We start from the raw sequence: 19,378 nt of genomic DNA, 5'->3' as shown, positions 1-19,378 counted from the left end.
AGGAAGTTGGCTGGCCCGTTACCGGGTCAGCCGCTTCCTCGGAATAACAAAATGGTGTTACTACAAATGTATTCACTTGCCGCTGCAAGCGCGGCATTGACCGCAGCGCGCCCGCCTCAATCGAACCGCGGCCGGCGCCGCGCCGGCTCGGTGGGCGTGGCAACCGGCACCGCCGCCTCGGGAATCCGTTGCGTTTCCGCCTGCCCGAACAGGCGATCGACGCCGGCGGCGCTTTTCGCCGTGGCCAGTGCCGTCATCGTCCGGTCGATCGCCCGCAGCAGCTCGCGGCCCTCACGCGACAGCTGATCGACCGCATCGACATGCGCGCGCAACTCGGTATGCAGCCGATCCGAAGACCCGCGGACCAGCGCCTTCGCCCGTTGCGCCACTCGCCGACGCAGGCGCTTCTGCAGCGGCGGGAAGAACAGCGAGGCGGTGATGTGGCCGATCAGCAGCAGGATGAAAATCAGTTCCATCGCCGTCAGGAACAGGCTGCCCGGGGCATACGCGCCGGTGACGAAGTCGATCCCCACGCGCACCGCGGCGATCAGCAGCACCGCGACGACCAGGATCTCAACGCCGTAGAGGCTCGCCGTGCCCAGCGCCCGGCGCAGGGTATGGCCGCCGGCCTCCGTCACCACCTCGGTTTCCACCGCCAGCGGCAGCGGCGCGAGCTGGCGGTCCAGCCTCGTGGCCTCGGCCGCCCATGCCGCCTCCACCGGTCCCAGCGGCAGCCGCGCCAGCGCCGCATCCCGCGCCAGCTCCGTCATCGCCGCCGCCAGCGCGGCCGCGCTGTCCTGGCCGAAGCGGTCCCGCCGCGGTCCGGCATCCGTCGCGTCCGCGTCCGGCAGGCGCAGGAACGACACGCCCGAGCGCAAGGCCGTCGCCGTTGCCCCTAGCCGCTGGCGGGTGCGCACCCACATGCCCAGCAGTCCGGGCGTGCTGGGCCAGACGCTGTCGTCCGGGCTGCGCGGCTGCACCAGCGCGGCCTCGACCGCCACGCTCTGCTCCGCCGTTGCGCCGGCGGCGGCCAGGCGCCGGGTCAGGTCCGGCAGGAAGGGATGGTCCGACAGCGGCGCCGGCACCGCCGCCTCGATCACCGAGGCCAGGCGGCCCCAGGCGGCGCGCTGGCGGCGCTGGCGGATCGCCGCGCCGGTGGACTGGCTGATCCCGGTCTCCAGCCAGGCGCGCAGCGCGGGCAGGTCGTTCTCGCGGTCGTCCGGAGCGTTCAGCGCCGAGACCTTGAACACCAGCGCGTCGGGGAACCCCTGCTCCGCCAGCACGCGGCGGAAATCCGCCTCCAGCTCGGCGCGGCGGTCGTACTGCACGCCCAGCGCCTCGCGGTCCCACTTGTTCAGCACAAACGCCATGCCGCGCTGCTGCCGCTGGCCCAGCACCCAGCGGGCCGAGCGCATCACCTTGTATTTCTCCGGCGAGGTGACAAACAGCACCACGTCCGCGGCGTGCACCAGCCGCGCCGTCAGGTCCCGGTGCTCCAGCATGACGCTGTCGATGTCGGGCGAGTCGACCAGCACCTTGTGCAGCAGCGCGTCGGCGTGGTGGCGGACCATCTCGGTTTCCTGCCGCTCGCCGCCCAGCCCGTGGCTGTAGGCATACAGACGGGCCGGGTCGTCCTGCTCGTGCACATACAGCACCGCCGCCCGCGTGGTCGCGCCCAGGCCGCGGCGGGAGATGTCGGCGCCGGCCAGGGCGTTGATCAGGCTGGACTTGCCCACCGCCGTCGGGCCGCACAGCATGACCACCAGCAGCGAGTCGTCCGCCTCGTCCAGCCGCTCGCCGCCGGACGCCGCCAGGGTTTCCGCCACCTGCGCGGCCGTGGCGGCGTCGATCAGCCCCCGCTCCTGCAACGCCGCGGCCCAGGCGCCGGCGTGCTGCAGCGTCGCCGCCTCGGCGCGCCGCGGCATCGTCGCCTCGGCGCGCTGCGGTGTCATCGCCTCGGCGCGCTGCGGCGTCATCGCGGCATCCGTCCCGCTCATGCGCCCACTCCGTCGGCCAGGCGGCGCAAATCGGCAGGCAGGCGATCCAGCAGCGCCTGGTCGATGCCCAGCGCGCCGATGCTGGCCATGATCGCATCGCCAAGCTGCTCCAGCGGCTGGACATACAGCGTGTCCGCCATCTCCCGCGCGTCCGCCCGCAGCTTGTCGATGATCTCGGCGCGGCGCTGCGCGACATAGCCCTCGACCGCCGAGGACGCCGCGAAGCCGGTCGCCCCCAGCATCGCCGGCGCGATGACGACGTCCTGCAGCAGGTCGTGCGCGACGCTGCCGTGGCCGGGAATGGCGAAGCCGACCAGCAGGCCGCTGACGTCCAGCGAGACGCGCGCCATCTTCAGCAGGGTCAGCACGTTCGGCCGCTGCTGCAGCGCGCGCAGCACGTCGGCGGCGGCGGCTTTGATCTCGGCGTCGGTGCGTTCCATGTGCAGCACCGTCGCCTGGCTGAAATCATCCGCCAGCCGGACCGTGCGGCGGTCCCACTCATCCGACAGGCGGTCCCAGAACGGGTGATGGTGATACGCGCGCCGCTCGGCCGCGATTGTCTCGAACAGCGAGGCCAGCAGTGAGCGGTGCGCCATGGCGTAGGCCTTCAGTTCCGGTGCGAGCTTGCTGTCGGCGTGATCGGCTTCGTTGAACAGGCTGGCGAAGCCGCGCGCGGCGGCCTGCAGCAGGCGGGTCGGGATGCGCTGCACCGCCCGCAGGCCGCGGATCGCGCCGGCCATGATCGGGATGTCGGGGTTCAGCATTTCCAGCAGCGTGGCATTCAGTTGCTTGAACGGCTCGATGACCGACTCGCCGGACAGGTACTCCGCCTCGTAGGTCCGCACGAACCCCGCCACCGCGTCGCGCACCGCCGCTCGCCAGGTGGCGCGCACGGCATGTTCCCGCCGGGCCGGCTCCAGCACGTGGTCCAGCCGCCGCCGCACCGAGCGCAATGCCGCGCGGGCCTCTTCCACCTCGTGCCGCTCGGCCAGGCGGGACAGGGCGGCGTCGCGCAAGTCGGTGGCCTCGGGGTGGTCCTCGCCCCACAGGTCGGGTTCCTCGCCTTCGGTCATGTAGCGGAGAGCGACTACCGGGATGTCGGGCTGGCGCAGGCCGGTGCGGCGCGCCACCGCCGGGAAGACGTCCTCGGCCTGGCGCTGGACCAGCAGGGACCGGTCCTTGCGGGAGGTCTTGTTGACGCATTCCAGGATCGGGATCCCGGCGTCGGACAGGTCGAACACCCACTCCACCAGGTCCGCCACGGCGTATTTTTCCACGCTGGTGACATAGACGACGACATCGGCCGCGGCGACCGCCTCGACCACCGCGGCGAGGTAGCGGATCGAGCCCACGGCATCGCAGTCGGGCGAATCCCACAGCACGACATCGGGCGGCAGCACGTCCGAGGCGATAGGCGCCACGGCGTAGCAGTCGAAATCCGCGTTCTCCAGCGCGGCGGGCGGCACCTGGCGGAAGTGCGCGAAGGCGTAGGGGTTCCAGGCGAACAGGGGTCCCTCCGACATGCTGAACGCCTCGGCGTGGCGCGTGTGCCCGCCTTCCGGGCTCGTGCCGGCGACCGAGGCGGCGGCGAGGATGTTGACCACCGTGCTTTTGCCGACATTGTTACCGCCGAACACGACGAGGTGACGCGGGCCGCTGCGCTGGAACACCAGCCGGGCGACCCGCAGGCGCATCAGGGCGCCGAGCATCAGGGCCTCGCGGCGGAACCGGTCCGCCTCCTCGGCGCCGCCGAGCAGGGTCCACGCGGTGGAGCCGGGGCCGCTTTCGGCCGGCAGCCCGGCCTGTTCACAGGCCGATCGCACAGTTTCCAGATCCGCGACGATGCTGCTGAAAAGCGCTTCCACGCCTGCCCTCTCCTGACGCGCCCAACGGCGGTGGCCCTCGGTTCATCGAACGGTAAACTGTGGGCGAGGCGGGTGCGTTGCAGGCGGGGCGGGATTTCGTTTGGATAGCGCGATACGTTGCGGGACTTCCTCCGTCATGGCCGGGCGTGTCCCGGCCATCTGCGCTTCGACGGTTGGGGGTGGATGGCCGGGACACGCCCCATGCGTATCAGGATAGGGCGGTGGCTGGAGAAGGATTTGGCGGCGCGTGCCGTTCCCCCTCGTCATGGCCCGGCTTGTCCGGGCCACCTGTTCAAGCACTTGTGCCGCGACAGGTGGCCCGGACGAGCCGGGCCATGACGATCAGGGAAAGGCCGTTCTCCAACCGTCGCTCTATCCTGATACGCATGGGGACACGCCCGGCCATGACGATGGGGCGACGAGGGGGGCGACGACCTCGCTTGGTTCCTGATGCGGTTCCCGGCCGCCAACCCGCGCCCAGAAGGGCCGTTGCCGTAACAGATGACAGCGCTTAGGGTGCCGCCCCGGACACGCGGGGCCCCTGGCCCAGCGGTCCGGCCGGTACGGATTCCGGGAGCGGCGGATGCAACAATTTCATCGTCTTGAAGACGCTTATCCATTCTGGCGCGCCCAGGCGCGGACCCTGGCCCGGACGGAATCGGGCGAGGCCGGCCGGCTGCCGTTCCAACGCATCGCCACGTCCTGCCTCGACTGGCTCGCGGCGCAGGAATGCTGGCCCAACCAGGCGGCCGACATGCCAGCGATCGCGGCCGAGATCGAGGCCGCGCTGCGCCGCCTGGCCACGCCACTGCCGCAGCTTGTCCCGGCCACGGGCGGCCTGGAAACCCGGCCCGCCGCCTGGGCGCTGCCGGCCGCCATCGGCTCCGGCATCGGCGCCCTGCTGGCGTCGCCGCTGACCTTCCTGTGGTTCGACAACCGTCTCATCGGCCTGTTCGGCGGCGGCGTGCTGGGCGCGTACCTGGTGGTCCGCGGCATCGCCGCGCTGCTCGACCGGCCGCGCCTGATGGCGCTGATCCGCTCCGCCGCGCCGCTGTCCGGCGGCGGCATGGTCATCGGCGGAGTCCTTCGGGCGATCCGCGGCCAGTCGCTCGGCCTGGTGCGCGGCGGGCTGTTCCTGGCGGCGGCGCCGCTGGTGCTCAGCGTGCTGCAGCCGCGTCCGGCCCAGGCATCGCCCCATCAGGCCGCGCCGCGCGACGACGGCGCCCGGCGCGAGGTCGAGTTCGCCCAGGCCGCCGACATCGCCCTGGCCGTCGCCTGGTCGCACCCCGACCGCTTTCCGCCGCTGATCGACCGCCCGCGCACCGAGCCCGACACCCTGCCGCGCCCGGTCATCGTCGCCCTGTCGCAGTTGCAGGGCGACCTGACCGGCGGCGGCTCCAACGAGGACATCCGCGAATCCTGCGACGAACTGATGCAGCGGCTGCAGGAGGGCGGCTACGAATGGCAATCCGTCCCGCGGGGAACCGCCTATGAGCCGGACATGGCGGCGCTGTTCGACGTGTTCGGCACCGTCCAGCCCGGCCAGGCGGTCCGCACCCAGCGGGCCGCGGTGACCCGGCACGGACAGGTCATGCACCGGGGTGAACTCCGGCGCGTCTGACCGCATCCGCCCCCCTCCGCTGCGGAGAGAGACATGACGACCTACCTTGGTATCGATTTCGGCACCAGCAACACCCACGTGGCCTATTGCAACGACCAGGGCGAGGGCGCGCTGATCGCCGTGCCGATCAAGATCGCCGGCAAGTCGCCGACGGCCACCTGCGTGCTGTGGGGCACCGCGCCCGACGGCTCCGACATCGTCGAGGCGTTCGGCACCGTGGCGATGGAAACCTGGAGCCAGTACGACGCCGAGGAGCAGGCCGGCAAGCGCATCGCCTGCGGCTTCAAGCCCGACATCGCCCGGTCCGACCGCGCCCGCACCGACGCCCGCGCCTTCCTGACCAAGGTCTGCCAGTCGGTGCTGGACATCCAGCCCGCGGCGGTGCGCGCCGGCCAGACTATCATCGGCGTGCCGGCCGAGATCAGCCAGGAACACCGCGACCGCACGCGTGAGATCGTCCGCGCCGCCGGGTTCGCCGAGGCGGTGTGCGTCGACGAGCCGCTGGGCGCCCTGGCCTATCATCTGACCAACGGCAGCATCACCCCGGCCGAGGCGCATGTCGGCATCGTCGTCGTGGATTTCGGCGGCGGCACGCTGGACCTGGCGCTGGTGACCTCGGAACAGGGCCTGCGCGCGCCCTGGGGCGACCCGGCGCTGGGCGGGCGGCTGTTCGACGACCTGTTCTACCAGTGGATCCAGGACCAGAACGGGGAGTTCGAGGTTTCGGAACGCGAGGCCCTGGCGGTCTGGCAGCAGGAATGCCGGGAGATGAAGGAAAGCTTCTCCCGCCGCTGGTCGATGATCGGCGACGGGATGAACGACTTCCGCTTCCGCATCGACGTCGGCGACGGGCGGAAGACGCTGCGCAACGGCTCGGTGGCGGAGTTCCTGGAGCGCGCCCGGTCATACCGGCCCAGCGCGCTGGCGGTGAACTACTTCCAGCGCTTCGGCATGCCCGGGCCGCTGGGCAACGGCACGACGATCGACCTGCTGGACTGGATTCGCCGGACGATGCAGCGCGAGGGTGCCGGCGGGCCGATCAGGGAGCGGTTCAGCAAGGTGGTGCTGACCGGCGGCAGCTCGGAATGGCCGTTCATGCGCGGCATCGCCGCCGAGGTGTTCGGCGTTGATCCGGAAACCGGCATCCTGCGGTCGGATGATCCCGAGGCCACCGTCGGCTCCGGCCTGGCGCTGTACAATGCGCTGCGGGCACGGCACAAGGCGCGGCGGGAGGAGCTGATCGCCGCCGGGCCGGCCGCGGCCGCAGGCGTGGCACATGCGGTTGCCGTGCGGCTGGACGGCTTCGCCGACGAGGTGGCGGCGGCGACGATCGACGCGACGATGCCGCGGATCGAGGCGGTGTTCACCGACTGGTACAACCGCGGCGGCTCGCTGAAGGAGGTCGAGGCCGAGGTGACGGCGATCTGCGCGTCCTTCGAGCCCGAGGCGAAGACGCTGATCGAGGACGCCTGGCGGTCACTGGACGCCGATCTGCTGCGGGTGCTGCGGGACCACCTGCGCGACTTCCTGCGCGCGCATGAGATCGCCCGCGACGTCTCTCGCTATGTGCCGGACGTCTCCGGCGCGGTGTCGCTGAGCGGCGTGCATGGCGGCACCAGCGAAGGGATCGCCAATGAACTGGCCGGGTTCGCCGGCAACATGACGGTGATCGCCGCGGGCATCGGCGCCGTGGTGGTGGCGACGGTCAACCTGCACGTGATCGTGCTGCTGGCGGTGGCGCACCCGGTGCTGGCGCTGGTGGCCGGCATCGGCGCTTTGGCGACCTGGCTGGGACTGGGCTCGGCGGTCGGCGGCGCGGTGGAGAATGCGGTGCGCGAGCACAAGTTCAACGCCGTCAGCCGCCGGCTGCTGCACTGGGCGCTGCCGGAGTCGCGCCTGAAGGCGAAGCTGGCCGAGGGACGCGCGGCGGCGCAGGCGACGCTGAAGCAGAAGATCCTGGAAAGCCTGGAGACAGTCGGTGGCACGGACGGCATCGCCGGCGCCGCGGTGCGGGCGTTCGAGGGCATGATCGCGGCGGCGGTGTCGGACCTGGGCGTGCTGGAGGAACTGGCGCGGATTCCGGAGGCCGAGACGCCGGATGTTTCGGAGCCGGAGGTGGCGTGAGAAACGACGGGAACGTGTCGCGGCGATAGGAAACGGGTTCGTCGTCCGCGTGCCATCCACGGCCCGGCATTTTGCAGCCCGTGGCTGGACCTTCAGGGCGATTCGCTCGGCGCGCTCGGCGGCGGGCCTTGGAAAGGTCATGTGTCGCCTGCAGGTTGAGCCAGAACTCGGGTGTCGTGCCAAAATATCGGCCGAGGCGCAGCGCGGTGTCCGGCGTCATCGCGCCCGCAGCGAGGTCGTCTCCCCATTGTTATGGCCGGGCGTGTCCCGGCCATCTGCGCTTCGACGGTTGGGGGTGGATCGCCGGGACACGCCCGGCCATGACGATGGGGCAACGGACCGGGCACCAAATCCTTCTCCAACCGCCGCCCTATCCTGATAGCCATGGGGACACGCCCGACCATGACGGGAAGACAACGGGGCAACAGCCTGCTGTCGGCAGCACGATTAACCCTTTGTCAACCTTTTCCCGCTATGCCGCCGGCATGGACCTGACCGTTTGCATCTGCACTCACAACCGGCCGCTCTACGTGCGCGACTGCCTGAACGGGTTGCGCCAGCAGACGGTCCGGCGCGACCGCTTCGCAATCCTGCTGGTGGACAGCGCCTCCTCGGCACATGCGGCGGCCGAGGTCGCCGATCTGGCCGCGCAGCACGACGCGCGGCTGATCCGGCTGGACCAGCCCGGGATCGGCCTTGCCCGCAATACCGCCGCCTGGGCGGCGCGGACCCCGTTCATCGCCTATATCGACGACGATGCCATTCCCGCCGGCGATTGGGTGGAAACCATCCTCGAGGCGATCAACCAGCCCGGGCGGCGCCCGGCGCTGATTGGCGGGCGGATCCTGCCGAAATGGGAAGCCCCCCTGCCTGCCTGGTGGCCCGCCTCGCTGCGTGGCGTGCTGTCGATCATCGAATACGAGGGCAGCGGCGAATACCGCACCGCCGCGGTGCCCGCCGGCCTGGAGCCCTACGGCGCCAACATTGTCGTGCATGTGCTGTCGCTGCTGGCGGCCGGCGGCTTCGGCAGCACACTCGGCCGCGTCGGCAATTCGCTGCTGTCGGACGAGGACGTCCAGCTGGCGTGGACACTGCAGGATGCCGGCTATTCGGTGCGCTACGATTCGCGAATCGTGGTGCATCACCAGATCCAGGCACGCCGGCTGGATCCGGCCTGGCTGCTGGCGCGCCTTTATTGGCAGGGGGCGTCGCATGTGTTGACCGCGCGCCTGCTGCACCAACCCCACGCCGTCTGGCGTGAATTGCCGCAGCGCCTGGCGGTCGGCCTGCTGCTGGCGCCGTTCGGGCTGATCCCACGCCACTCCACCCGCCTTCTCGGAGCGCGGTGGCGGCTGGCCTACGCCGCGGGTTTCCTCCGCGCGGCGCTCGGCTGGCGCGCCACCACGGCGGCGATCGCCCATGCGACCCCGATCGCGGCCTGACCGCGCGGCATGATCCTGTATCAATGGCGCGGGCCGAGCAGCAACTTCGGCGATGAACTGAACAGCCTCCTGTGGCCTCGCCTGCTGCCGGGATTCTTCGACGATGACCCGGCTGTCCGGTTCCTCGGCATCGGCTCGGTCCTGGACTGCCGCCATCCACGCCATGCGCTGAAGCTGGTGGCCGGGGCCGGCTATGGCGGCTACGAAGCCAGGCCGGTGCTCGACGACAGCTGGGTGGTGCACTGGGTCAGGGGGCCGCGAACCGCGGCGACGCTCGGCCTGCCGGACAGCCTCGGCCTGGGCGATCCGGCCATGCTGCTGCCGCTCACCCTGACCCTGCCGGCGACGCGCGACGGCGGCATCGGCTTCATGCCGCATTTCGAGAGCCTCGGCCGCGGCGCCTGGCAGACGGTGGCGGCACTGGCCGGCGTCACCCTGATCGACCCGCGCCTGCCGCCGCTGGACGTCCTGGCCGCCATCGGCCGCTGCCGGCTGCTGCTCAGCGAGGCGATGCACGGCATCATCGCCGCCGACGCACTGCGCGTGCCGTGGATCGCCATCCGGCCGCTGGCGCCGGTTCATCGCGCCAAGTGGCAGGACTGGGCCGAGGCGGCACAGGTGGCGCCGCGCTTCGCCCCGCTGCCGGCGTCCAGCGTGGCGGAATGGGTCGTGACCGGCAGCCCGTTCGCAAGGCGCCTGTCCCGCCGGCGGCTGGATCGCATGGAGCGCGGGCTGGCCGGCGTCCGCTCCGAACGGCTGGTCGCGCGCACGGCGGAGGCGCTGGGCCGGGCAACCGGGATGGCGCCGCAACTGTCGCCGGACAGCGCGCTCGACCGCTGCCAGTCGCGCATGTTGGATGCCGTCGCGCGGTTGCGCCGCCAGCCTTGCGGTTCGGCCGCGGCCCACGGGTGTTCGCACTTGCAGGCGACGGCGGATTCCGCTTACCAACCCACGCTGATCGGCTGACACCTCGAACGCTCCGCCGCGGCGTTCACCGCGGACACCAGGACCGTCGATGCACGCTGCTTTCCCCGACGCCGCCATGCTGGACCGGATACCGTTGTCGGCGCGCACCGTGCTGGTCGTCGGCTGCAGCGACGGCGCCCTGCTCGCCCCCTATCGGCGGATGAACCCGCGGGCGCGCCTGCTGGGCGTCGAAGCCGATCCACAGGCGGCGGCGCTGGCGGCGCGGCATCTGGATGAGGTCTCCACCGCCGACGTATCCGGCGGCGACCTGCCGTTCGACCTGCCGGAGGGCCTCGACTGCATCCTGTATCGCGGCATCCTGGCGGACGTCGCCGATCCCGTGGCGCTGCTTCGCCGCCATGCCGCGGCGCTCAATCCCGATGGCGTCGTGCTAGCCGAGGTCGCCAACCCCGGGCACTGGCGGCTGGCGCACCGGCTGCTGCTGGGTGCGCCGGACGCGGCGCCGGCGGCCGGGCTCACCCCGGACGGCATGCGCCAGCTTCTGCAGGCGGCCGGCCTGACCGGCTGCGACGTCACGCCGCACGAACCGGACCGGGAGGCGGCAGGCAACTTCGTCGCGGCGCTGGCGCCCGGCCTGGAGGCGCTGGGCATCGACCCGGACGAGTATCTGCGCCGCGCCGCGCCGGCCTGCCTGCTCTGGCGGGCGCGCAAGGAGCCGCGCCAGACCGTGATCCTGTCCGGCAACATGCTGGCGCCCGTCGGCGGCGTGTCACACGTGCGCGTGGTGCATCCGCTGCACGCCCTCGCCAGCGACCCGGGTTTCCAGACGATGGTCAGCCCCGAGATCAGGCTGCGCGCGCCGGATGACGACACGCCGCGCATCTTCGTGCTGCATCGGCCGGCACTTGCCGGCGCGCACGGGCTGCAGACGCTGCAGGCGCTGTGGACGGCCGGCTACCTGGTCGTCACGGAGTTCGACGACCATCCCGACCATTTCGAGGCCATTCGGCGCAGCAGCCACCTGTCGTTCCGCGGCGCGCATGCGCTGCAGACCAGCACGGCCGCCATGGCCGAGGCCTTGCGGCCGTACAACCCGGAGATCGCGGTCTTCCCCAATGGCATGGCCGCGCTGCCGGAGGTGTGGAATTTTGCCGATGCGGGCCGGATGACCCTGTTCTTCGGCGCGCTGAACCGCGAGGATGACTGGCAGGCACTGATGCCGGCGATCAATGCCGTCGCGGCGACGGCCGGCGAACGGCTGGCGTTCCAGGTGGTCCACGACAGAAGCTTCTTCGACGCGCTGGACACGCCGCACAAGGCATTCACGCCGACATGCGACTACGAGACCTATCTGCGCCTGCTGGGCGGGTGCGAGATCTGCTTCATGCCGCTGTCCGACACGCCGTTCAATCGGGCGAAATCCGACCTGAAGTTCATCGAGTCGGCGGCCTGCCGGGTCGCGCCGCTGGCCAGCGCGGTGGTTTACGGCGACAGCATCGAGGACGAGCGGACCGGGCTGCTGTTCCGCGACCCGGCCGAGTTCCACACCCGGCTGCTGCGGCTGGTGACGGTGCCGGACCAGGCGCGCGCGCTCGGCGAGGCGGGACGCCGGCATGTCGCGGCGCACCGGATGCTGGCGTACCAGGTGGCGCCGCGGAGTGCCTGGTACCGCTCGCTCTGGGCCCGGCGGGAGGCGCTTACCGAGGCGGTGCAGGCGCGCCTGGGCGGGTGAGGCCGCCTGCGCGCTGACTTGGCGCTAACTTTCGGGGGAACAGGGCATGGTCGTCGCCCATGACGGTGAGGCAACGGACCCGGCCCGGACGGAGAGGCAATGGACCCGGCTCTGTTCCCCCCTAAAGTTAGCGCCTATGCGGCTTGTCCGGGCCATGATGATGGGGCAGGAACCGGCCCCTACCTCATCAGCGCCCAGGGATCGATGATATCCACCCCGGTGCCTTCAAAGTCTGCCACGTTGCGCGTGACCAGCACCTTGTTGTGCACCTTCGCCGTCGCCGCGATCAGCCCGTCGGCGACCGGCCGCGTGCGCTCGGCCATCAGCCGGCCCCAGGCAGTCGCCACCGCGTCGTCGATTGGCAGGATGCGCGCGGCATAGACAAAGCGCAGTTCATCCAGCCAGCGCAGCAGCGAGGCGGCGGCCGGCGGATCGGCGCGCAGCTTCATCATCACGCCCTTCATGATCTCGCCGACGGTGACGACGCTCATGAACAGCGTGTCCGAGTGCGCGGCCTGGAGCCACTTCACGGCGGGCAGCGTGCCGCGCCGCGCCTCCGACACCACGCAGGTATCCAGCAGATACATCAGAAGCCGGCGTCGCGGCCGGTATCCTTGCTGCGGTCGTTGATGACGTCAACCACGTCGTCCGGCCAGGGCGTGTCCGACAGCAGGAACTCGACGAACGACATCCGAGGCTTGACCAGCACGTCATACTGCGTGGCCGAGACGACCACCGCCGCCCGCTGGCCGTGCACGGTCACGGTCTGCGGCCCTTCGTCACGGGCGCGCTTGACGACCTCGCTGAAGCGGTTCTTCGCGTCCTGCAACTGCCAGTCCAGCATCGCACCCTCCAGTTCTGTCCAGACCGGCTAGATTGAACTGACGGCTGACGAAAGTCAATCTTTCTGTTCGAGATCCCGCGCGATCTCCGGCCGGTGCATCAGCTCGTCGATCTTCATCGCGTAATCCAGCGCATGATCCGGCTGGAAGGTGATGTCCGGCGCGGCCCGCAACTGCAACGCCTTCGCCACCTGCCCGCGCAGATAGGGCGCGGCCCGGTGCAGCGCCGGCAGCAGCGCATCGACGTCCGACCGGCCCAGCCGCGAGACAAACGCGGTGGCGTGCTTCAGGTCGGGGCTGATGCGCACTTCCGTCACGGTGATCTGCGCCGCCGCGAGGTCCGGATCGCGGAACTCGTTGCGGGTGAACAGTCCGGCCAGCACGTGGCGGATTTCCTCCGCGACGCGCAACTGCCGCTGGCTCGGGGCATGACCCGAGCCAGCGTGATGCTGATGCTTCGTCAACTGTCGTGTTACCCTGGCACCATCTCCGTCTCGAAGCACTCGATGACGTCGCCTTCCTGCAGGTTGTCGAAGTTGGCGAACGACAGGCCGCATTCATAGCCGCGCGCGACCTCCCGCACGTCGTCCTTGAAGCGCTTGAGCTGCGACAGCTCGCCGTTGTGGATCACCACGTTGTCGCGCAGCACGCGCACGCCGGCGCCGCGCTTCACCAGGCCCTCGGTGATCATGCAGCCGGCGACCTTGCCGGTCTTGGTGATGTTGAAGACCTTGCGGACCTCGGCGTAGCCCAGGAACTTCTCGCGCGCCTTCGGGGCGACCTTGCCCTTGACCAGCTTCTCGACGTCGTCCGCGACTTCGTAGATGATCGAGAAGTAGCGGATATCCACGCCCTCGCGCTGCGCCAGCTCCCGCGCTTGCGTCGTGGCGCGGACGTTGAAGCCGATGATCACCGCGTCCGATGCCTTGGCGAGCTGGATGTCGCTTTCAGTGATCTGGCCGACTGCGGCCAGCAGCACGCGGACCTTCACCTCCTCGTGCGCCAGCTTCAGCACCGTCACCTGCAGGGCTTCGGCGCTGCCCTGCACGTCGGCCTTGATCAGGACCGCGACTTCCTTCTGCTCGCCGGCCTGGATGCGGGCCAGCATCTGGTCCAGCGTGCCGCGGGCGCCGACTGCCGCGCCGGCCAGCTTCTCGCGCTGGCGGCGTTCGCGGAATTCGGTGATCTCGCGGGCGCGGCCTTCGCTGTCCACCACCACGAACGGCTCGCCGGCCGACGGCGCACCGCTCAGGCCGAGGATCTCCACCGGCATCGACGGGCCGGCGTCGTTCATCTGCCGCCCCTTGTCGTCCAGCATCGCCCGCACCTTGCCCCATTCCGAGCCGGCGACGATGATGTCGCCCTGGTGCAGCGTCCCGCGCTGCACCAGCATGGTGCCCACGGGGCCGCGGCCGCGGTCGAGACGGCTTTCGATCACCGTGCCTTCCGCCGTGCGGTTCGGGTTGGCCTTCAGGTCGAGAATTTCCGCCTGCAGCAGGATCGCCTCGACCAGGTTGTCGAGCCCCTGCTTCTTCAGCGCGGAGACCGGCACGTCCTGCGTCTCGCCGCCCATGTCTTCCACGACGATCTCGTGGCTGAGCAGTTCCTGCCGCACCCGGTCCGGATTGGCATCCGGCTTGTCCATCTTGTTGATGGCCACGATGATCGGCACGTTGGCCGCCTTGGCGTGGCGGATCGCCTCGATCGTCTGCGGCATCACGCCGTCGTCGGCGGCGACGACCAGGATGACGATGTCCGTCACCGAGGCGCCGCGGGCACGCATCGCCGTGAAGGCTTCGTGGCCCGGGGTGTCGATGAACGTCACCTTCTGGCCGTTCGGCAGCGTCACCTGGTAGGCGCCGATGTGCTGGGTGATGCCCCCGGCCTCCCCGGCCGCCACGTCGGTGGCGCGCAGCGCGTCCAGCAGCGAGGTCTTGCCGTGGTCGACGTGGCCCATGATGGTCACCACCGGCGGCCGCGGCAGCAGGTCGGTATCGACGTCCGCATGGCCTTCCAGGCCCATTTCCACGTCGGACTCCGAGACGCGGCGGGCGCGGTGGCCGAATTCCTGCACCACCAGCTCGGCGGTATCGGCGTCGAGCGACTGGGTGATGGTGGCCATCACGCCCATCTTCATCAGGGCCTTGATGACCTCGCCCGCGCGCGCCGCCATGCGGTTCGCGAGCTCCTGGACCGTAATCTGGTCCGGCAGAATGACGTCGCGCACCACCTTCACCTGATCAGAGCGCAAACGGTCAAGCTCAGCCTGGCGACGCTCGCGCTCACGCTGACGACGGACGGATGCAAGCGAGCGGACTTTCTCGTCCTCGCCCTCGATCGCCGCCTGGACGTCGATGCGGCCGGCACGGCGGCCGTCGCTGCCTTTCTTCGGCGCCACCACGGGCGGCTTGCGCGCGGGCACGCCGGCGCCCGCGCCGGGACGACGGGCCGGACGGGCCTCGTCCTCCTCCTCGGCGCGGCCGGTGCGCAGGCGCAGCGTTTCGGACGCCGATGCGGGCTGTCCGGCGGCGGGCTTCGGCGCCGGCGCCTTGGCGGCGGGCTGCGCCGGACGCGCCTGAGCCGGCAAGTGGGCGGCGGGCGTGCGGGCGGTTGGCGCCTGGGCGTGGGCCGGCGGCTGCGCGGCCGGAGCCGGCCTCACCGCCTCCTGCGCCGGGCGCGCGGTAACCTCGTCGGCGCTACGCGCAGCCTCGGCGGCCGCAGCCGCGGCGGCGCGCGTTACCTCTTCCTCGGCCTGGCGCTGCGCCTCGGCCTCGGCGCGGTCGCGCTCTTCCTGCTCGGCGCGCAGGCGTTCTTCCTCTTCGGCGGCCCGCTTGGCCTCGGCTTCGCGGCGGCGCGCCTCCTCGGCGGCGGAGAGGATGGAAATCTTCTCCTGCTCGCGGCGCTCGGCCTCACGCCGGGCGGCTTCGCGCTGCTGCTCCAGCACGGCGCGCTGGCGCGCGGCCTGCTCGGTCTGGGTCAGCGCGCGGCCGGCCCCCGGCGCCGGTCGTCCCGGCTGGGTCTGCGGCCGTGGTGGTGGCGCGGCGCCGGCTGGCGTCGGCGTCGGGGCCCCGGCGGCGGCTGAAGGATTCGGCAAGGGCGCGCGCTTCTTGCGCACTTCCACCTGCACGACCTTCGATCGGCCGTGGCTGAAGCTCTGCCGCACGGACCCGGCATCAACCGTTCTTCCCAGTTCCAAACGTCCTGCCGGACGCAGTGAGAGCCGCCCTTTGCCGCCGTCCTGATCGTTGCTTTCGCTCATGTTTATCCGTTGGCACCCGTTCCATCGTTCACCGGCGCGGTTTCCCGCTCCGTGGCCCTTGCGGACCCCCTGGCCCTTCCGGACCCATTCCTCAACCCGGCCAGCCTACCCGCTTCCACGACGAGCGACTCCGCCAATTTGCCCGGCGCTATCGCGACGTGCACAACATAATCCCGACCGAACAGCCGCCCCAGGACCTCGCCCGGGAGGGGATCGATCACCGTCAGATCCGGACCGAAACCGGAGAGGAAGCGCTTGCGCTCCGCCTCGCTTCCATCCGACGCCTGCACCACCAGCCTTGCCCGGCCCTGGCGCAGCACTTCGCGCGCTTTTTCATATCCTGCAAGAGCCTGCCCGGCGCGTCGGGTGAGGCCAATGAGTTCGCTGATCCGCTGGACCAGCGCCGCCTGAAGGAGACCAGAAAGATCTGATGGCACTGTCACGGGACCGCGAGCGGCCCTGGCAAATGCGCGGGCGAGATGACGATCCACCCCCCCGGCCGCCGAACCCCCGGTTTGCCTTCCTGTTAGACGCCTTTCTTCCCCGGCGCCACCCGACTCTAACACATCGCGGCACGCGCTCAACCAGATTCCCCGTCCAGGCAGCCTTGCAGCAAGGTCGGGAACAAGCTGGCGATCGGGCCCGACGACGAAGCGGATCATCCGCTCCTTCGGCAGCCGTTCCCGCGTGACGATGCAGCGGCGGAGCGGGCCGGTTTCCGGCTCGTCCGCGATGTCGTCCGCCTCCAGGTCGCTCTCAGTCGTGACCAGCCTCCTCATCCGCCGCCTCTGGTGCCCCCTCCGGTGCCACCTCTGGCGCGGCCTCCTCGCCCTCGAACCAGTGGGCGCGCGCCGCCATGATCAGGTCGTTGGCGGCGGCCTCGTCCATCTTGTCGGCGCCGACGATCTCGATCAGCTCGTCGGACGCCAGATCGGCCAGGTCGTCCAGCGTCTTCACGCCCTTCTCGCCCAGCGCCACCAGCATCGGCGGGGTCAGCGGCTCCAGCACGGCGACCTCATCCGTGACGCCCAGCGCGATGCGCTTGTCGTTCATCTCGTTGTCGCGCGCCTGCAGGAACTCCTGGGCGCGGCGCACCAGCTCCTCGGCGACGTTCTCGTCGAAGCCCTCGATCGCGGCAACTTCGTCGAGCGGCGTATAGGCGAGTTCCTCGACCGAGGTGAAGCCCTCGGTCACCAGCAGGCCGGCGATCATGTCGTCGACGTCCAGCGCCTCGACGAACAGGCCGGAGCGGCGGCGGAACTCTTCCTGGCGGCGCTCGCTTTCCTCGGCCTCGGTCAGGATGTCGATGTCCCAGCGGGTGAGCTGCGAGGCCAGCCGGACGTTCTGGCCGCGGCGGCCGATGGCGAGCGACAGCTGCTCGTCCGGCACCACGACCTCCACCCGGCCGGCTTCCTCGTCCAACACGACCTTGGTGACCTCGGCCGGGGCCAGCGCGTTGACCACGAAGGTGGCGGCCTGGCTGGACCAGGGAATGATGTCGATCTTCTCGCCCTGCAGTTCCTGCACCACCGCCTGGACGCGCGAGCCGCGCATGCCAACGCATGCGCCCACCGGATCAATCGACGAGTCGCGGCTGATCACCGCCATCTTGGCGCGGCTCCCCGGGTCCCGGGCGACCGCCTTGATCTCGATGATGCCGTCGTAGATTTCCGGCACTTCCTGGGCGAACAGCTTGGCGAGGAAGCCGGGATGGGTGCGCGAGAGGAAGATCTGCGGCCCGCGCGGCTCCTCGCGCACGTCGTATATATAGGCGCGCACGCGGTCGCCGTTGCGGAAGCTCTCGCGGGCGATCAGCTCGTCGCGGCGCAGCAGCGCCTCGGCGCGGCCGAGCTCGACCATCAGGTTGCCGTACTCGGTGCGCTTGACGACGCCGTTGATGATCTCGCCGACGCGGTCCTTGAACTCGTCGTACTGGCGCTTGCGTTCGTATTCGCGGACGCGCTGGACGATCACCTGCTTGGCGGTCTGGGCGGCGATGCGGCCGAAATCGATCGGCGGCAGCGGATCGACGATGAACTCGCCGACGGACTTTTCCGGAAACAGCTTGGCCGCGACGGCCTTGGGCATCTGGGTTTCCTCGTTCTCCACCGTCTCGACGATTTCAGTCCAGCGCGAGAGGCGGACGTCGCCGGTCTTGCGGTCGATGGTGGCCCGGATGTCCTTTTCATGCCCGTACTTGGCGCGGCCGGCCTTCTGGATGGCCTGCTCCATCGCTTCCAGCACTTCCTCGCGATCGATGTTCTTCTCGCGCGCGACGGCATCGGCGACCAGCAGCAGTTCGGGGCGGGCGATAGCGGTGTCCATGGCGACCTCTGTCAGTATGTCCGGTGCAACCAGTCCGTATTTAATGCGCCAGCGGCGGAGTCGCCGTGGCCTCGATCAAGGCATCCGTGAGAACAAGTTTCGCGCGGCGAATGTCGGGATGGCGAATCACGACTTCCGCTCCGTCATCCAGCCGGAGTCGCGCCGCGGTTTCATCGGCGCCGAGCACGACGCCGGAGAACCTCTTGCGGCCGTCCTGTGGCACGAATGTCTCCACCCGCGCCAGATGGCCGGCGAATCGGTTCCAGTCCTTCACCCGCGTGAGCGGGCGGTCGATGCCGGCGGAACTGACCTCCAGCGTCCAGACGCCGGGAATCGGGTCCTCGACGTCGAGCGCGGCGCTGACATCCTGGCTGATCTGCTGGCAGTCATCGATCGAAATCTGCGAGCCATCCTGCCGATCGGCCATGATCTGGATGGTGGGGCGGTCGCGGCCAAGGACGGCGACGCGCACAAGCTCGAAACCCATGGCCTGCAGCCGCGGCTCGATGATTGCCGCCAGCTTGGCCTCCAACGTGGTGGTTGGCTCGTTTCCGGTCAAGACACTATCGCCCAAAACAAAAAAAGGCGGCCCGTGAAGGCCACCTCCGTTACAACAGCGGAGAATGATTTCAACGAGAAGTAGCGTGCGGCGCGGCGTTTTGCAAGAGTTCGTACGGTGTTGTCCGCCGGCGATGCGGGCAGGCGCGGCGGGGCGCGCCAGGTGGGGCAAGGCGGCGGTGGAGCCTGGATTGGCCACCGATCTTCTACACGGGGCTAGCCAGCCGGCGGCGCCGGCACTGCAACGGCTGAAAATGGGCGAGAGGTCCGTTGCCCCCACCGTCTGGCCGGGACACGCCCGGCCATGACGATGAGACGATGACCCTGCGGGACCGTATTTTCACAGCAGTCCCCCAGCCCGCCCGCGGGCACGGCGATGGGTGAAAAAGGTGGCGTTGCGAGCCGGTGCCAGTAATAGGGGCAAAACCCCAGGCACACACGTGCAGCATACGCTCGAAACTGGAACGGCAGGCACGGAATTCCGCCATTTTTGGCATCCAAATGCGGAACGATATGGGTGATCACCAAATTCGCCTGGGGTTTTGCCCCTATTACCGCGGCCGGTGCGAGCCAAGCTGCTGGCACGATCGTCTCGAGGCTGATGTCTCTGCGGTGGCTTGGCGACCCCGTGTAGCAGTCCGGCCCGCGCTGCGTTGAGGTACCACACTTTGTCGCTCCCGGGCACG

The 19,378-nt window shown here is 70.1% G+C and carries 14 protein-coding genes; 5 read left to right on the top strand and 9 right to left on the bottom strand.

Annotation, left to right across the window (positions count from 1 at the left end):
• Positions 1 to 116: 116 nt before the first annotated feature.
• Both CCS01_RS05530 and CCS01_RS05525 read right to left on the bottom strand, forming a co-directional pair.
• Entirely contained in the window at positions 117 to 1,997 is a 1,881-nt protein-coding gene (locus tag CCS01_RS05530) for a GTPase domain-containing protein (RefSeq protein ID WP_104517829.1), read from the bottom strand.
• The gene (locus tag CCS01_RS05525) at positions 1,994 to 3,862 is read right to left on the bottom strand and encodes a GTPase (RefSeq protein WP_104517828.1); all 1,869 of its coding nucleotides are present in this window, start codon (positions 3,860 to 3,862) and stop codon (positions 1,994 to 1,996) included. Before CCS01_RS05525 ends, CCS01_RS05530 begins: the two co-directional genes overlap by 4 nt.
• Positions 3,863 to 4,445: 583 nt before the next feature.
• On the opposite strand from CCS01_RS05525, the gene CCS01_RS05520 reads away from it, so the two are divergent.
• The 5 genes from CCS01_RS05520 (at position 4,446) to CCS01_RS05495 (ending at position 11,708) form a co-directional block, all read left to right on the top strand.
• Entirely contained in the window at positions 4,446 to 5,483 is a 1,038-nt protein-coding gene (locus CCS01_RS05520; RefSeq protein WP_104517827.1) for a hypothetical protein, read from the top strand.
• A 33-nt stretch (positions 5,484 to 5,516) separates the two neighbouring features.
• Positions 5,517 to 7,607 carry an Hsp70 family protein gene (locus CCS01_RS05515; RefSeq protein WP_104517826.1) on the top strand — a complete coding sequence of 697 codons (2,091 nt, stop codon included), beginning with the start codon at positions 5,517 to 5,519 and terminating at the stop codon, positions 7,605 to 7,607.
• Between the two features lie 455 nt (positions 7,608 to 8,062).
• Positions 8,063 to 9,049: a glycosyltransferase gene (locus tag CCS01_RS05505; RefSeq protein WP_158258242.1), complete on the top strand. Its 987-nt coding sequence runs from the start codon at positions 8,063 to 8,065 to the stop codon at positions 9,047 to 9,049.
• Positions 9,050 to 9,058: 9 nt separating this feature from the next.
• Positions 9,059 to 10,015, top strand: a complete 957-nt coding sequence (locus CCS01_RS05500) for a polysaccharide pyruvyl transferase family protein (protein WP_104517824.1) — start codon at positions 9,059 to 9,061, stop codon at positions 10,013 to 10,015.
• A gap of 49 nt (positions 10,016 to 10,064) precedes the next feature.
• On the top strand, positions 10,065 to 11,708 hold the full coding sequence (locus CCS01_RS05495; protein WP_104517823.1) for a methyltransferase: 1,644 nt from the start codon (positions 10,065 to 10,067) through the stop codon (positions 11,706 to 11,708).
• Positions 11,709 to 11,887: 179 nt separating this feature from the next.
• On the opposite strand, the gene CCS01_RS05490 is transcribed toward CCS01_RS05495, so the two are convergent.
• The 7 genes from CCS01_RS05490 to rimP are packed head-to-tail and all read right to left on the bottom strand — an operon-like array spanning position 11,888 to position 18,708.
• Positions 11,888 to 12,295, bottom strand: a complete 408-nt coding sequence (locus CCS01_RS05490) for a type II toxin-antitoxin system VapC family toxin (RefSeq protein ID WP_104517822.1) — start codon at positions 12,293 to 12,295, stop codon at positions 11,888 to 11,890.
• Complete coding sequence (locus CCS01_RS05485) at positions 12,295 to 12,552, bottom strand: type II toxin-antitoxin system Phd/YefM family antitoxin (RefSeq protein WP_204848149.1); 258 nt, start codon at positions 12,550 to 12,552, stop codon at positions 12,295 to 12,297. The genes CCS01_RS05490 and CCS01_RS05485 overlap by 1 nt, the downstream gene beginning before the upstream one ends.
• A gap of 54 nt (positions 12,553 to 12,606) precedes the next feature.
• The gene (gene rbfA, locus CCS01_RS05480) at positions 12,607 to 13,107 is read right to left on the bottom strand and encodes a 30S ribosome-binding factor RbfA (RefSeq protein ID WP_104517821.1); all 501 of its coding nucleotides are present in this window, start codon (positions 13,105 to 13,107) and stop codon (positions 12,607 to 12,609) included.
• Positions 13,023 to 15,809: a translation initiation factor IF-2 gene (gene infB / locus CCS01_RS05475; RefSeq protein WP_104517820.1), complete on the bottom strand. Its 2,787-nt coding sequence runs from the start codon at positions 15,807 to 15,809 to the stop codon at positions 13,023 to 13,025. Before infB ends, rbfA begins: the two co-directional genes overlap by 85 nt.
• Before the next feature lie 2 nt (positions 15,810 to 15,811).
• Positions 15,812 to 16,588 carry a DUF448 domain-containing protein gene (locus CCS01_RS05470; RefSeq protein ID WP_104517819.1) on the bottom strand — a complete coding sequence of 259 codons (777 nt, stop codon included), beginning with the start codon at positions 16,586 to 16,588 and terminating at the stop codon, positions 15,812 to 15,814.
• A complete protein-coding gene (gene nusA, locus CCS01_RS05465; protein WP_104517818.1) occupies positions 16,566 to 18,134 on the bottom strand; it encodes a transcription termination factor NusA in 1,569 nt (522 codons plus the stop codon). The genes CCS01_RS05470 and nusA overlap by 23 nt, the downstream gene beginning before the upstream one ends.
• A 40-nt stretch (positions 18,135 to 18,174) precedes the next feature.
• Positions 18,175 to 18,708 carry a ribosome maturation factor RimP gene (gene rimP / locus CCS01_RS05460; protein ID WP_338049964.1) on the bottom strand — a complete coding sequence of 178 codons (534 nt, stop codon included), beginning with the start codon at positions 18,706 to 18,708 and terminating at the stop codon, positions 18,175 to 18,177.
• Between the last annotated feature and the right edge of the window lie 670 nt (positions 18,709 to 19,378).

It is taken from the genome of Rhodopila globiformis (assembly GCF_002937115.1).
Classification (GTDB): domain Bacteria; phylum Pseudomonadota; class Alphaproteobacteria; order Acetobacterales; family Acetobacteraceae; genus Rhodopila; species Rhodopila globiformis.
The sequence above is the reverse complement of the archived record's forward strand: the minus strand, read 5'-3'. Positions and strand labels throughout refer to the sequence as shown.